The following is a 14,531-nucleotide window of genomic DNA, read 5'->3' on the forward strand; positions in this document are numbered from 1 at the left end:
GTTTTTTTGTTTCATTGCTTACTTTTCTTTTGGTCTCCTCCGTTGAATCCTCCGAGAATTAATTCTCCAAAATCTCTAATGTTTTGAATTCTGCACGGTCAATATTCTTCCAGCTCTTAACATTATCGTTATCTAAGACTAAAATAATGGAAGTTATTTTCCCCGTGATATGTTGGCCTACTGGAAATAGCACCTTCTTTTTTTCTAAATCGTAAAATTCTTCGGCACGAACTCCCCAATTTTGTGTTCCATAAAACTTAACAATTCGCGAACTACTTAATTTCGTATCAGTTTCGAAACCTACACCAACAATGTCTGGGTTCCCTTCAACTTCCAGAACCAAACTTAAAACTGAATCTTTTGTTAAAGTGTAGTCGACAGGAAACATTCGCCAATTATTACCGGTGAGCGTTACGGTGTTGTCTTCTGAAATCACGGTAGCACCATATCTGTATTGATTAGCAAAGCCAGAGTGTTCTATCTCGTAAGCATTAAGTTGCCAAGAAGTTACACTTGGTCGCGTTGATAACATAGGGTTCCCAGTAGGTGAAAAGTTTGGAATTCTAAATTCCTCTTGTACTTCTAGTTTAGGTGCGTTGGTATTTTTTAATTGCGCGATGTATTCATAGTTATCTGAATAAGGGTGTTCGATCAAATTATCCATATCAAAATCGTATCTCGAATCCATAGCTGCTTCGTTATAGCAGAGGTCATTAATTGATGAGCTGCCTATGTATTTTTCCTTATCGAGGATGCAGTAACCCACGTTATTGTTCTTATATTTCGTAAAAATTATATTGTTCTGTGAAGTAATCCAAAATGTACTATCACCATTGACACCCGATGAAGCTATTCCATTACGATTTACATCTATAAAATTTTCAAATACATATGTTCTGCCTCCTGGCTTTGACATCAAACCGCCTGCTTTAATAGCGGTCCATTCTTTGCCTCTATCGTCTCCTAAATTATGTATATGATTATGGAATATGTAGCTAGGTCCAAGCATGTTTGGCGCCACGCTAACCCCTGCATACCCCTGTTCCATTTCATTGTTATACACCAACACATTTTGCTGGCCACCATCAATTTCGATTAAGTCATCATTGGCATAGGCTAGGTAGTTGCCATAAATTGCAGAATTACAGACAAAGCCACCGCGCCGTTCGAAATTCATTCGACCTTCAATGACGTCATTAAACCTGTGATTTGGAGCACCATAAAAACGATTATTTCTTACTATAAATTCACCCCTGTACTCATCGCTGTCGTGATATGCCCAAACTTGAAGCGCGTTTGCACCTTTAGGGTGACCAACTGACCAGTTGTTTGCGCCTAGGTTGGGGCTATGTATTTCACACTCTTCAATTACAGCAATTCCGCTGCGCTCTAGATAAATGCCAGAGTCGTAGTTTATGGGAGAACTGCTGGTAGGGCTTGAATAAGCTTTACCATTTCTAATATCTACCGCTTCTCTACCGTATCCGGAAATATTGCAGCCTTTAATCCAAATATGGTGAGCTTTTTGGGCAAGTATGCCATAGCGTTGACCGCCTCTAATCGTAAGGTTTTCAAGCATGACATATGAATTGTTTCCAATATTCACTGCTGAAAGTACATCACTTCCAGCGTCAATTATGGGGCCGTCACCAATTATTTTTGCATAACCATTTACACTTCCCTCTATATTTAAGGCTTCTAGGTCCAGTTGCCCGCCTGAATAAATCTCTGATAAGTAATAAACTTTGCTCGGATCAATAAGGGGGGTGTTGGCTTTTGTTTTAGATTGAAAGGTATGTTCCGCAATGTCGCCATTAACATTCGTAATTTGAACTTGAATGTCATAAGTTGTGTCTGCCTCAAGATACACTAAACTTCCAGCATAGGAGCCGTAAATTGGCTCCCAGGACAAGTCTAACCCTTTTTGCCAATTTGTTTCGTTATGCGCTTTAAACTGGACAGTGGCTACACTATCTTCATCCTGACCGTAAATAACTATACCGATAGAGTTAATAAGAGGAGTGGCAGTGTCGGAAAAACCCGATGCTGAGGCAGCGAACACTATCGATGGATCTAATCCGGCCGTAATAGCAGATTCATAAATTTCATTTTTGCTTAGCATGGAATGAGTTGATACTTTCTTCATCCATTTGGCTGTGTCTAAAGGAAATAATGCAAAAAGTGCTGTAACTTCTGCCGAAGAGAGTGAACTAATGTTCCCGTCAATGCCGCTTTGGTTTCGTGAATCTGAATAGTTCAGCACTTTTTTTTCATAGAGGCTTGCAATACTAGTATTATATTTTTCAATAAGTTGTACTAGCTTTTCGTCCCCCGTGTAATGTTTCAAAACGCTTTCGATGTTATGATTTGGTTCAGTATTAGTTTCAAGATATGCGTAGATTTTTTCACCTGGCTGAAAGGCGCTTGGCTCTAGGCTTTTTTCAGTCGAATGATTAGCGCAAGAAATAAGAAAAAATGAGAGCAAAATAATAAGCCAGGCTTTAGCGTAGATTCTACAATATTCCATATAGATGCCTCGTCCACTTGGTAGATGTGAAAAGAAAAAGTCGCCCCACTTAAAAGAGTAGTGGTTAAGGTTATAGCTAGCAAGTAGTCAGCGATACTTTAAACACGGTAGGACAAGTAATCTAACGCAAACATTAGAATATAAAGTGGAACTAATCTTGCGTGCATTCAGCTTTGCCATTCTGTACTTAAAATGGCGAATAACGCCCCACATGTATCTGAGGTTTAATATTATTGAACAATTAATGTGTTAGAACTCTATCTAACTGCTAAATATCAATGCTTCTTTAAAACGTATAACAACAGCTTTTTGAGCGACACATTTAAAAGGACAGTAGTGACGTGTTCGAAAACTTAGAATCATTTCTTAACAAACACCCGAGCGACAATATAGCTGCGAAGGATGGCGATCGCAGTGTTACTTATGCAGAGCTATTATTAGAAGCTAAGCAAGTAAGCGAAAACTTCTGTAGTGAAAGAAGTGTAATTATATTGGAATGTAACCCTTCTATTGACTGGCTGATTGTGTATGTAGCTACATTAATGAGAAATCACGTTGCACTACTTTTACCCAACGATAAGCCAGATTTAAGTACGCATTTTAGTGAGTTGTTCGGTGCAAGCTATATTGTAAATACTGATGATGGAATTTCGATTACACAACAGGATAATGAAACTGCAACTTTAAATGATGACTTATGTATTATGCTGTCTACTTCGGGTTCTACAGGAAGCCCGAAATGTGTGAAATTGTCTCACACCAATTTGACATCGAACGCGGCGTCAATCTCTGAGTATTTAGACATCACATCTAATGATGTTGGTGTTGTCAATCTTCCGACAAATTACTCTTATGGACTATCTATTGTTAATAGTCATTTATACATGGGAGGAACAATTCTCTTTAACCAGTACTCTGTAGTTGATGATGAGTTTTGGCAAGTCTGTGATAAAGAAAATGCAACAAGTTTCGCTGGGGTTCCACATAGTTACGAACTACTAGCAAGAACCAATTATCAGACAAAAATACCTCCATCAATAAGGTATTTCACGCAGGCAGGTGGAAAATTAAGTCGAGATAAAGTAATCGAGTTTTCGGACTTTGCGAAACAGAATAGTATTAAGTTTTTTGTGATGTATGGGCAAACTGAAGCATCCCCAAGAATTTCTTATTTATCGCCAGAAATTGCTTCTGAATACCCAGATTCAATAGGCCAAGCTATACCCGGTGGTGAGCTGAAAGTGGTAAATGAAGCCGGTGAAGATGAAATGGATGGAGCAGAAGGCGAACTTGCCTATTTTGGGCCTAATGTGATGATGGGCTACGCAAGAAACCGCTCTGACTTGTCAAAGAGTAAAGAGTTAAATTGCTTAATGACAGGTGATATTGCCAAGAAATTAGAAAATGGATTGTTTGTAATCACAGGAAGGAAAAGCCGATTCATAAAATTGTTCGGTAACCGTGTGAGCCTTGATCAAGTTGAAGTTATTTTAAAGGCAGAGAAATTAAACTGTGTTGCTACAGGGCATGACGATAAACTAATTGTTTTTACTGTAGAGAACGAAAAGTCTGATTTAATCGAAAAGCATCTGTCACAAGTTTTAAAAATACCAACTAGTAGCATTCAAATCGTCTTCGGAAAAAAGTTTCCAACACTTCAAACAGGCAAAATAGACTATGCTTCAATTCTGGCCATTGCTTCCACAAATTCAGAAACTGATACCAGTTCGGTTATAGGTATTTTTTCAGAAATATTCGGAGCGGCTAAAGTTGATCAAAATAAGTCATTTTCAGACTTAGGAGGTGATTCTTTAAATTACGTGAAAGTCTCTATTTACCTAGAGGAACTTATTGGTGAGCTACCAGAAAACTGGGTACATTTAAAAATTTTTGAACTTGAAAAATTAGCTAATAATGTTAAACAAAGTTCTGTTTCAAATAAACCAAAGGTTGCTAAGCTAGCAAACGTCGATACACTGCGAGCGATTGTCTGCTTCTTGGTAGTGGCTTACCACGTTTTTGGTAGTACACCAGACTTTGGATTAAATGTAGCCAAGGACTCCCCATACAGGTCTGCATTTCAGATATTAGACTTAATTAGAATGCCATTGTTTACGGCCCTTGCCGGTATGCTGTTTATTGCTATGGCACCAAACAAGCTTGAATTCCCTAAAATCGTTCTCAATAGAATTTCTACTTTATTAGTTCCAGCCTTAATAGTTTCGATTATATACTTTTATTTGAGAAGCTTTATAGGTAAAGAAGGGGGGGAACTTACTACTGCTCTTTTGCATGGTTATATGCATTTGTGGTACTTATATGCTCTGTTTTTTATGGTTGTAGTTATAGGTGGTATTCAAGTTCTATTTAAACCATCACTAACAACCTACATAATTTTTATACCAATTACTTTCGTATTTTCGATAATGGTAAAAGGGATAGATTTCTTAAGAGTCGCAGAAGCTATTGAATTGACGCCTTATTTCATCTTAGGAATAGTTATTTATCAGCATACGCAATTGTTTTTAAAGAAAAGAGTTATCTATACTGCAGCGTTGATAACTGCTTTAGGGTGTGTATTAAAAGCGCTCCTATTTTTAAAAGTTGTTAACGTGCCATTTAATGTCTCTTTCCTTTGGTTAGTAGTGTCAACAAGTTTTATAGTTACGTGCTATCGATTTGTTCCGAAATTATCTTCAATACAGTGGGTAGGAGTCTATACCTATGCCATTTATCTATGGCATCCGATGGCTAATGCCAGTGCTCGAACATTATTGACGAAACTCGGGTTAGATAATCAGTTGTTTTTATTCATCGTAGGGCTTTTTGTAGGTGTGCTTGTACCAATTATGATGTATAAGGCTGCAAATATATTACCGAAAGTTGTTAGACAGTCTCTGATGGGGAGGTAGGGAAATGGTTATGGTTAACAAACCTATGATTGACGGGATTCAAATTCTCAGAGGGCTGGCAGCATTCCTAGTTATTGTTAGGCATGGCACTAAAGAAATCGATGGCTTTAATTTTGAGGTAGGACAATTCGGTGTTGACCTCTTTTTTGTTATTAGCGGCTTTGTTATTTATCTCACATCTCGAAATGTTGATTGGCGCACTTTCGCAAAGAAAAGGCTCGTTAGAATAGTACCGTTATACTGGTTAGTAAGCAGCATTGCACTCATGGGGGCTGTTTTATTAGCGAAAGGAACAATGAACGAAGTATTTTACGAGTTTGTACTTTCATTGTTGTTTATACCTCACGGTGATTTATTTCCAATTTTATACGTTGGTTGGACTCTAAACTACGAGATGTGGTTCTATTTAATATTTGGTGCACTTATTTTCTTTAACGCAAATCTATTAAAGGGAGCCTCGATAACAATTTTTGCACTCGTCATGCTTGGATTAATTTTACTGTTGTTTAACGACTGGGAGGTGAGCCCCTTTACCGTTCCTCTATTACCAATCACATTAGAGTTTTTGGCCGGTGTCTGGATTGCCTACTTTTACATAAACGGTTTTAACTTCAGCAAAGCTTTTTGCGTTTTTCTATTATCAGTTGCTTTAATTTGGCTATGGTTTGCGCCAAATGCCAGCGCTTACACTGTCTGGAGGCCTGTGGCCTGGGCTCTACCAGCCGCTTTAATTGTGGTTTCATTTCTAGGCCTGGAAAAACATGTTTCGTTCAGAAAGTTGACTTTTCTGATGTTACTTGGAAATGCTTCTTATGCTACTTATCTCATCCACCCATTGATAATACGATTTACGATGATTGCAAATGAAAAAGTTTTGAATGGTATGTTGGATGCTTGGCCGCTACTAGTCGTTTTAGTACTGGGTAGCATTTTAGCCGGTTTAGCGTTCCACCTTACTTTTGAAAGATTCTTAATAAACTTTTTTAATGGTTTGTTTTTAAATAAAAAAGTTAAAACTTGTTAAATGCTTCAGTTGAGGTGATTTTTACAAACTGTATATTGCTTATTTTTATTATGCGATAGTTATGGGTTATTAGTAATTAAGTACAAGTGTGTGACATGAACCAGTTGTTTATTCACTGCGCATCAGGGATTTTATAAGCGGCTGACTTCAGATGAGACCGTACTAAATGCCTGAAATCCTAGTCTCATCAAGCTTCTTCTTACATTTTGGTCATGCAATTAGTGTGGAATCTAGAAATGCGCGGAAATTCACACTATTTTCATTAAAGAGCAGAGCTAGTTGGGAGCCGCTGACTTTATGGTATCGTTAACCTAAATCAGAAAAGAAATTGTGGGTAAAAAATAAAAGTAGGATTATTAAGTAATGCGAAAGGCTTGGTGAACTGTTTAATAAATTTGGACTTGCCAACATTAAAAAATAGTTACGCGAAATAGGATTACGAAGAAGTTAATTCAGAAAGCGGTGGCACCTTATGCACCGAACAAAACGTAATTTGTTCGGTGCATTTTGACTTCGCAGAGTTATGTAAAATATCATTTGCCTAATTTACAGACTGATATTCGATTGCCTATTTAATAGCGAGCGTGAGCCCTCAAGCGTTAAATGCCCATAGTCAAATTGAAGCGGCTTGTCGCCTACAAGCGTTTTACAATTGCCAGTGCTGTCACAAATATTTTTAAAAATCGATATATATTTTACGTTTTTATTTCTAAGCTCATTTTCAAACTTTGAGTCAATTTTCTCAATAAACTCATACTTTTGCGTTCGAATTAGTTTGTATTCAAAATCACTATGGGCCAATATACGTGGAAGGGGTTGCGTGTATTCAATAATTGGTCCTAGCACTGTCACTTCAGTATTCGCGGTATCTATTCTGTCCAGTGTTTTCAGTAGCCACGGTAAGTCGTCGATTTTCCATCTAGCAGAAATAATGATCTTTTCATATCTTCCAGTCGGAATTATCTCCTCAAACGCAATGCGCATTAACTGAGCACACCGCTTTTCACCTTGGTAGCTTATCGTTGGCTTACATCCGCTAGCGGTTATTTGACTTATCGTTTGATTAGGCTTTTTATTCGCTTCTAGTCCGGCATACCAATGTGCGGCATGGCTATCGCCTACCAATAGAATATTTTCTTTTTCTTCTTGAGCAATTAAGCAAGTGTCTTTTTTGAAATATGAAATATCAGAATACTTACTTGTTAAAAAGCATACGCCAGGCCTAAAGTAAGACGCATCATGATTGTTCATGAATTCCTCATAGGCTAATTGCTGTTCGTTGAAGCGCATGGGCAATACATAAGTTAAACTATAAACTACAGCGCATAGGATCGCGCTAGAAAAGGCTACTTGTAGATATGCTTTTCGCGCAACACCTTTACTATTTTTTGATTTTCTAAAACGCTGTTCAATAAAGTAATACGAAAGTACACCCAGTAAAATTGAAAGGGTTAATACAATAACTTTATCTAGCGCTTTCAGTTCTGTTTCAAAATGAAGTTGATAGAAGATTATAACAGGCCAATGCCATAGGTAGAGAGAGTACGAAATATTACCTATAAACTCCGCAGGTTTGATTGATAATAATCGATAGATGAATAAACCCTTTCTTGAAAAAGCAAGCACGGCAACTGTAGCTAATGTAGGAATAACAGCTTTTATTCCAGGAAACTCATCGTGAGTTAGAAAAAAGCAGCTTGCGAGGAGGGTAATTACACCAATAGTTGTCAATAATTCGCAAAGTGTGCGATGGCTTTTCAAATGCAAGCCATAAATAGCTATGGTTCCCCCTAAAATAAATTGCCAAAATCTCGTAAATGATGCGAAAAACGCAAAGCTAACATCACTTTTTGTTAAATAAACACATCCAATAAAACTCAATACGCCAATGGTAGTTAAAATAGCAATAGAAAACCTTTTATATGCCCCATACGCTAGTATCATAATTATTGGCATGAATGCATAGAATTGTTCTTCAACCGAAAGCGACCAAGTATGTAGCAGAGGAGAACCTTGTAGTTCGCTATCGAAATAGCCTGATTTGGTATAAAAATAGAAATTTGAAACATAAAGACAAGAAGATATTAAACTCCACGCATATTTACTGAATTCACCGGGGAGGAAGTACAAAAAAGCGAAGAAAGAAGATACCGAAACTGTTGCAAAAAAAGCGGGAAATAAGCGTTTAAAACGTTTCACGTAAAAGTTTGAAATAGAAAACGCGTTTTGCTGAATTTTATTGTATATCTGCCCCATGATGAGATAACCAGATATAACAAAGAATATGTCTACGCCTATGAAGCCTCCAGGTAAATGGTGAGGGCTAATATGATATATGACTACACTCAATACAGCTAATGCTCGCAAGCCTTGAATGTCTTCCCTGAATGTCATTTTTTGTTTACCTGTTGCAGAAGATTGTTTTTATCAATTTTATACTTATAAAGGCTGTTATGAACAGCGCTATAACAATATTTTGGGATATTTACTTTGCCAAGTTACTAAATAATTACCTATAAACGGCGCCTTCTTAGAAATTTCTTTTTTATCAATCACTTCACCAATACACAAGTGACAGAAGGTAAAAATAGTTGGGCAATTTTGCGCCCCTTGTAGGAATCAACATTTTTTAAGAGGGATTCCATTGTCGAAAAGTAAAAGCGAGGCATACGCACGTGAATGCTCTTTGCGCTCCAGTAATATTTAAATTGCTCAAAGCCGATATCCTCTACCGATTTAACATCTTTGAATGTCCACTCTTTTAAGTGAAAACACTCTGGAGCATCAGTAAAGTATTGAGATACATCGTGCGGGCCACAAAAGGCGTGCGGCGTTCTGAAAGCGTAAGCTCCGCCTTTTTTCAAAATTTGGTTAACGATAGCAAAGTGATGTTCAACATCTTCGTCGTGTAAATGTTCAATTAGTTGGTCACTAAAAACAAAATCTACGCTTTCATTCTCTATTTGAGATAAGTCATAACCGTCATACACCACAACAGAGGTATTTTCTGGAAAATGTTCGCTTTTGTCCCGCTGATCAGATATGTCAACACCAATCGCCTGTCGGCAGTGTTGAGCTGCTTTTTTAAGCAGCCTGCCATCTCCAGAGGCAAATTCAACGAATACTTTATCTCGTTTAAGAAAGCGTTTTATAAAAGCCATTCTATGGCTTACTTTTTTACGACTTTCAGTTTCATCATTTCGTTTTGTTAAACGTGGATGGTCTGGAACTTTTGAGAACAACTCATCGTACATTTTACTGTAGATTACTTTGCGCGATTCCCTGTTTGCTGCTTTTAGCTGCGAAGCAAGGTTTTTTTCAACTTGGTAATGGTTGAGTACTTGTTCGTAAGTACGGTTTGAAGGAAGTGGTTTCCTTATCTGCATTTTACTATCCCTGTATAATCAAATTTTTTTGTTTTTTGCTAGTTAGATATTAAAGAATGTGAACAGATGTTCAAGGCATTTCTGCGGTAGGGTAAATTGATAGAAGAAATTGTGTACTAAATCTCATAAGTTTAATCAATATATTGGTTGTCCCTCACTATTTTTGTAGCCTACTCACACAAAATTTCGCCATTATCAGCTATATAGGGTAGCGGTAATGTCTGTCACTCGTGTAAACTACCGCTTTTATTTCAGGCAAGCCTTAGCGCACAGAAAAATTCTTCCTATGCTTTGGCCATGCAGTCATCATGTAAATTGAGGAAAACATGGAGCTTGACGCTATTATCAATCAGGCACAAAGCCAGATTGACGCTGCACAAGATGCAGCCACATTAGACCAAGTTAGGGTCGAATTCATGGGTAAGAAAGGTAAACTTACCGACTTACTTAAAGGGCTTGGAAAGTTATCGAACGAAGAACGTCCTGCCGCAGGCCAAAAGATTAACCAAGCTAAGCAGGTTATTCAGCAAGCTATTTCTGCAAAAGGTGAGTTTTTACGCACTGAAGAGCTTAACAAAAAGCTAGCCGAAGAAGCCATTGATGTAACTTTGCCTGGTCGCACTGAAAAGCCAGGTAACTTGCACCCGGTTAGCCGTACTATTGCGCGTATTGAATCTTTCTTTGGCGAGCTTGGTTTTTCAGTTAAAACTGGCCCTGAAATTGAAGATGGTTTTCACAACTTCGACGCACTGAACATTCCTGCGAATCACCCAGCGCGTGCCGATCACGATACCTTTTATTTTAACCCAGACATGATGCTTCGCACGCAAACCTCTGGTGTTCAAATTCGTACCATGGAAGCGGAAAAGCCGCCATTGCGTATTATCTCGCCAGGGCGTGTTTATCGTAACGATTACGATCAAACACACACGCCGATGTTCCACCAAGTGGAAGGTTTGATGGTTGATAAGAATGTTAGCTTTACCGACCTTAAAGGTATTTTGCATGACTTCTTACATCACTTCTTTGAAGAGTCGCTAGAAATTCGCTTCCGCCCGTCTTATTTCCCGTTTACTGAGCCTTCAGCAGAAGTAGACGTAATGGGTAAAAACGGTCAGTGGCTTGAAGTGCTAGGCTGCGGCATGGTGCACCCAAATGTACTTAAAGCTGTGGGTATCGACCCAGAAGAGTACACAGGTTTTGCCTTTGGTATGGGCGTAGAGCGCTTAACTATGCTTCGTTACGGTGTTAACGACTTGCGCGCGTTCTTTGAAAACGATCTTCGTTTCCTTAAGCAGTTCAACTAAGGCAGAGAGTACACATGAAATTCAGTGAAAAATGGTTAAGAGAGTGGGTTAACCCGTCGCTGTCGGCACATGAGCTGTCTGAACAGTTGAGCATGGCTGGCTTGGAAGTAGACGGTGTTGAGCCAGTAGCAGGCGATTTTAAAGGCGTGCTAGTAGGTGAAGTAGTAGAGTGCGGTCAGCACCCGAACGCCGATAAACTGCGCGTAACTAAAATTAACGTAGGTGGCGATGAACTACTAGATATCGTTTGTGGTGCGCCTAACTGCCGCCAAGGTATTAAAGTAGCGGTAGCCGTTGTTGGCGCTGTATTGCCAGGCGATTTTAAAATTAAAAAAGCGAAGCTTCGCGGCGAGCCATCTTTTGGCATGCTATGTAGCTTCTCTGAGCTAGGTATTAGCGACGACCACGACGGTATTATCGAGCTTCCAGCCGATGCACCTATTGGCGAAGATATTCGCGATTACCTTGGTCTTGATGACAACGCCATTGAAGTAGACCTTACACCAAACCGTGCAGACTGTTTGGGTATTCGCGGTATTGCCCGTGAAGTAGGCGTGCTCAATAACCTTGACGTGTGCGAACCTGAAGTAGCAGCGGTAGAGGCTACTATTGATGACAAATTATCAATTACGTTAAGCGCTGATGACGCATGCCCACGTTATTTAGGCCGTGTAGTTAAGGGCGTTAATGTAAAAGCAGCATCGCCACTGTGGTTAGTTGAAAAGCTCCGTCGTTGCGGTATTCGCAGTATAGACCCCATTGTTGATGTGACTAACTTTGTATTGCTAGAGCTTGGTCAGCCAATGCACGCGTTTAACCTTGCCAGCATTGAAGGCAACATTAATGTGCGTATGGCGAATGAAGGCGAAACCCTTACGTTACTTGATGAAACTGAAGCGAAGCTGCAAAGCAACACTTTGGTTATTGCTGATGACAACAAAGCGCTAGCAATGGCGGGTATTTTCGGTGGCCTTCACTCTGGTGTAACAGGCGAAACTCAAGATATTTTGCTTGAAAGTGCGTTCTTTAGTCGCGATGCGATTATGGGCCGTGCCCGTCAGTACGGTTTGCATACCGATGCATCACACCGGTACGAGCGTGGTGTAGACGCGCAGCTTCAGCGTAAAGCCATGGAGCGCGCTACAGCACTTGTACTTGAAATTTGTGGTGGTGAAGCTGGCCCTGTTGTTGAGGCTGTGGCTGAAGACAAGCTACCTAAGCAAGCAACGGTTACACTTCGTCGTGAACGTTTAGCTCGTGTGCTAGGTATTAGCATTGATGATGCAAAAGTAACAGAAATGCTTACTCGCCTTGGTTTAGACGTGACGCAAACCGAAGCAGGTTGGGAAGCGGTTGCGCCAAGCTATCGTTTTGATATTTCAATTGAAGAAGATTTGATTGAAGAAATTGCCCGAGTTTACGGCTACAACAACATTCCAAACGTTGCGCCACAAGCCACCTTGGCCATGTTGCCTTCACAGGAAGCCAAGCTGCCGCTAAACACTATGAAGTCGTTGCTATTAAGCCGTGGCTACAACGAAGCGATTACTTACTCGTTTGTTGACCCTAAAATTCAAAACGCATTATTCCCAGATGTGAAAGGCATGGTGTTACCACACCCAATTTCATCTGATATGTCGATAATGCGCGTTAGTTTATGGCCGGGTTTATTGGGTGCTACTGCTTATAATCAGAAGCGTCAGCAACAACGCGTTCGCCTGTTTGAAACAGGATTACGCTTTATTCCTCAACAAGATGCGCCAAATGGTGTATTGCAACAACAAGTAATTGGTGGTGTAGTAGCAGGGCGTCGTAATGAAGAACATTGGGACTTGGGTGATAACCCGGTTGATTTCTTTGACGCTAAAGCAGACGTTGAGGCGTTATTGGCGCTAACGGGTAAAACTGGCGAGTTCCAATTCGTAACAGGGGAGCACAGCGCGCTACACCCTGGTATGACTGCAAAAATTTTGCTTAATGATGAAGAAGTTGGCTATATTGGTGCTATACACCCGCAGTTTACTAAATTGCTTGGTGTTAACGGCCGCGTATTTGTGTTTGAACTGGTGATAGATGCCATTACTGAACGCAATTTACCGTCAGCCGTACCAGTATCGCGCTTCCCATCAAACCGTCGTGATATTGCTATTACGGTTAAAGATGAAGTGCGTGTAGGAAATGTACTTTCTTACATAGAAAATATTGGCGTAAATCAACTAGTTGCTCTAAACTTGTTCGATGAGTACAAAGGCAAGGGAATTGAGCCAGGCTACAAGAGCCTTGCTTTGTCACTTCATTTACAAGATCCGGATAAAACCTTGGAAGAAGCTGAAATTCAGCAAGCCGTAGATACTGTGGTTAAAGGTCTGGAATCTGAGTTTGGGGCCGCGTTAAGAGAGTAAACTATGGCATTGACCAAAGCCGAGATGGCTGAACACCTATTCGAGAAACTAGGCATTAACAAGCGTGATGCAAAAGATCTGGTAGAGCTTTTTTTCGAAGAGATTAAAGGCGCTCTGGAATCTGGTGAGCAAGTAAAACTGTCAGGTTTTGGCAACTTTGACCTGCGTGATAAAAACGAACGTCCTGGCCGTAATCCTAAAACCGGTGAAGACATTCCTATTAAAGCGCGTCGAGTGGTAACATTCCGCCCGGGTCAAAAATTAAAAAGCCGAGTTGAAAACTCTGAGCCTGTCGACCAATAATCTTTAGGTCGTTACAATATTGAAAAAAGAGCGAGGTCTCTCGCTCTTTTTTTGTATTGCTTCTTTTTAACAGTGCCCCCGCACTGAATTTCATATGCAATCTGTTCGGAGGAAAGTGTGAAAAAAGCGCTTGTTGTTCTTGCTATTGTTATCGCCGCTGTTTTTTCTTGGTTTGCTTACCTGTCGCTGGATGCCGACCAACGTGATCAAGACGCAGCTGAAGTGCCATTAATTACGGTAATGGAAATTCTTCACGCCAGCGATTTACAAGAAGGTGTTAAGCAGGCGGTGAAAAACGAAAACGCCGAAGGGGTAGACTCTTGGATGGAGCAAGCCCGTGAAGTAGGGCAGGCCGCTAATTTATCTTCAGAAGATATGGATTATCTTAATTCAGAAACTGCGAAAGACTATGTGATTTTCAATGCTAAACGTCAGTTGTATAATGAAGCGTTTGAAGCGCGCTATTACGCATTGGAAGACGTAGAGCCGCTAAAAGCCCAATACCCTGAAGCCAAAGACCTATTCACTCGCACCGATGCGCTAATTGAAAAGCGCGATGCAATTATTCAGCAAATTGCTGTAGCCATTTCAGGTAGCGAGCAGCCTGATGAAGCAGCGCTTGAAGAAGCACGCAAGCAGTGGCTAGCGCAAGCGAGTAAATAGCTAAGCA

9 protein-coding genes are annotated in these 14,531 nt (G+C 40.0%); 6 read left to right on the forward strand and 3 right to left on the reverse strand.

Going from position 1 to position 14,531, the window contains the following annotated elements; genetic code table 11:
* Nucleotides 1-58 precede the first annotated feature (58 nt).
* Nucleotides 59-2,527 (reverse strand): right-handed parallel beta-helix repeat-containing protein, encoded by a 2,469-nt coding sequence (locus tag ACM0P2_RS08175; RefSeq protein ID WP_419227550.1) that lies wholly within the window; start codon nt 2,525-2,527, stop codon nt 59-61.
* Between the two features lie 341 nt (nt 2,528-2,868).
* On the opposite strand from ACM0P2_RS08175, the gene ACM0P2_RS08180 reads away from it, so the two are divergent.
* A complete protein-coding gene (locus tag ACM0P2_RS08180) occupies nt 2,869-5,439 on the forward strand; it encodes an AMP-binding protein (protein ID WP_419227551.1) in 2,571 nt (856 codons plus the stop codon).
* Nucleotides 5,440-5,449: 10 nt separating this feature from the next.
* Nucleotides 5,450-6,463, forward strand: a complete 1,014-nt coding sequence (locus tag ACM0P2_RS08185) for an acyltransferase family protein (RefSeq protein ID WP_419227552.1) — start codon at nt 5,450-5,452, stop codon at nt 6,461-6,463.
* A 546-nt stretch (nt 6,464-7,009) separates the two neighbouring features.
* Here ACM0P2_RS08185 and ACM0P2_RS08190 read toward each other — a convergent pair.
* Both ACM0P2_RS08190 and ACM0P2_RS08195 read right to left on the reverse strand, forming a co-directional pair.
* Entirely contained in the window at nt 7,010-8,857 is a 1,848-nt protein-coding gene (locus tag ACM0P2_RS08190; protein WP_419227553.1) for an acyltransferase family protein, read from the reverse strand.
* Between the two features lie 158 nt (nt 8,858-9,015).
* The gene (locus ACM0P2_RS08195; RefSeq protein ID WP_419227554.1) at nt 9,016-9,849 is read right to left on the reverse strand and encodes a class I SAM-dependent methyltransferase; all 834 of its coding nucleotides are present in this window, start codon (nt 9,847-9,849) and stop codon (nt 9,016-9,018) included.
* A 326-nt stretch (nt 9,850-10,175) separates the two neighbouring features.
* Between ACM0P2_RS08195 and pheS the strand changes: the two genes are divergently transcribed.
* The 4 genes from pheS (at nt 10,176) to ACM0P2_RS08215 (ending at nt 14,524) form a co-directional block, all read left to right on the forward strand.
* Entirely contained in the window at nt 10,176-11,156 is a 981-nt protein-coding gene (gene pheS / locus ACM0P2_RS08200) for a phenylalanine--tRNA ligase subunit alpha (protein WP_015066912.1), read from the forward strand.
* A 14-nt stretch (nt 11,157-11,170) separates the two neighbouring features.
* On the forward strand, nt 11,171-13,558 hold the full coding sequence (gene pheT, locus ACM0P2_RS08205) for a phenylalanine--tRNA ligase subunit beta (RefSeq protein ID WP_419227555.1): 2,388 nt from the start codon (nt 11,171-11,173) through the stop codon (nt 13,556-13,558).
* Nucleotides 13,559-13,561: 3 nt separating this feature from the next.
* Nucleotides 13,562-13,861 (forward strand): integration host factor subunit alpha, encoded by a 300-nt coding sequence (gene ihfA / locus ACM0P2_RS08210; RefSeq protein ID WP_012518129.1) that lies wholly within the window; start codon nt 13,562-13,564, stop codon nt 13,859-13,861.
* A gap of 117 nt (nt 13,862-13,978) precedes the next feature.
* Nucleotides 13,979-14,524: a hypothetical protein gene (locus ACM0P2_RS08215; protein ID WP_173358785.1), complete on the forward strand. Its 546-nt coding sequence runs from the start codon at nt 13,979-13,981 to the stop codon at nt 14,522-14,524.
* The last annotated feature ends 7 nt before the right edge of the window (nt 14,525-14,531 follow it).

Source organism: Alteromonas sp. OM2203, from assembly GCF_048517045.1.
Lineage (GTDB): Bacteria > Pseudomonadota > Gammaproteobacteria > Enterobacterales > Alteromonadaceae > Alteromonas > Alteromonas gracilis.

What these genes read in the sequence shown, in the direction of transcription:
- ACM0P2_RS08190 (WP_419227553.1), bottom strand. Translation starts at nt 8,857, where the DNA reads ATGACATTCAGGGAAGACATTCAAGGCTTGCGAGCATTAGCTGTATTG.
- ihfA (WP_012518129.1), top strand. Translation starts at nt 13,562, where the DNA reads ATGGCATTGACCAAAGCCGAGATGGCTGAACACCTATTCGAGAAACTA.
- ACM0P2_RS08175 (WP_419227550.1), bottom strand. Translation starts at nt 2,527, where the DNA reads ATGGAATATTGTAGAATCTACGCTAAAGCCTGGCTTATTATTTTGCTC.
- ACM0P2_RS08185 (WP_419227552.1), top strand. Translation starts at nt 5,450, where the DNA reads ATGGTTAACAAACCTATGATTGACGGGATTCAAATTCTCAGAGGGCTG.
- ACM0P2_RS08195 (WP_419227554.1), bottom strand. Translation starts at nt 9,849, where the DNA reads ATGCAGATAAGGAAACCACTTCCTTCAAACCGTACTTACGAACAAGTA.
- pheS (WP_015066912.1), top strand. Translation starts at nt 10,176, where the DNA reads ATGGAGCTTGACGCTATTATCAATCAGGCACAAAGCCAGATTGACGCT.
- pheT (WP_419227555.1), top strand. Translation starts at nt 11,171, where the DNA reads ATGAAATTCAGTGAAAAATGGTTAAGAGAGTGGGTTAACCCGTCGCTG.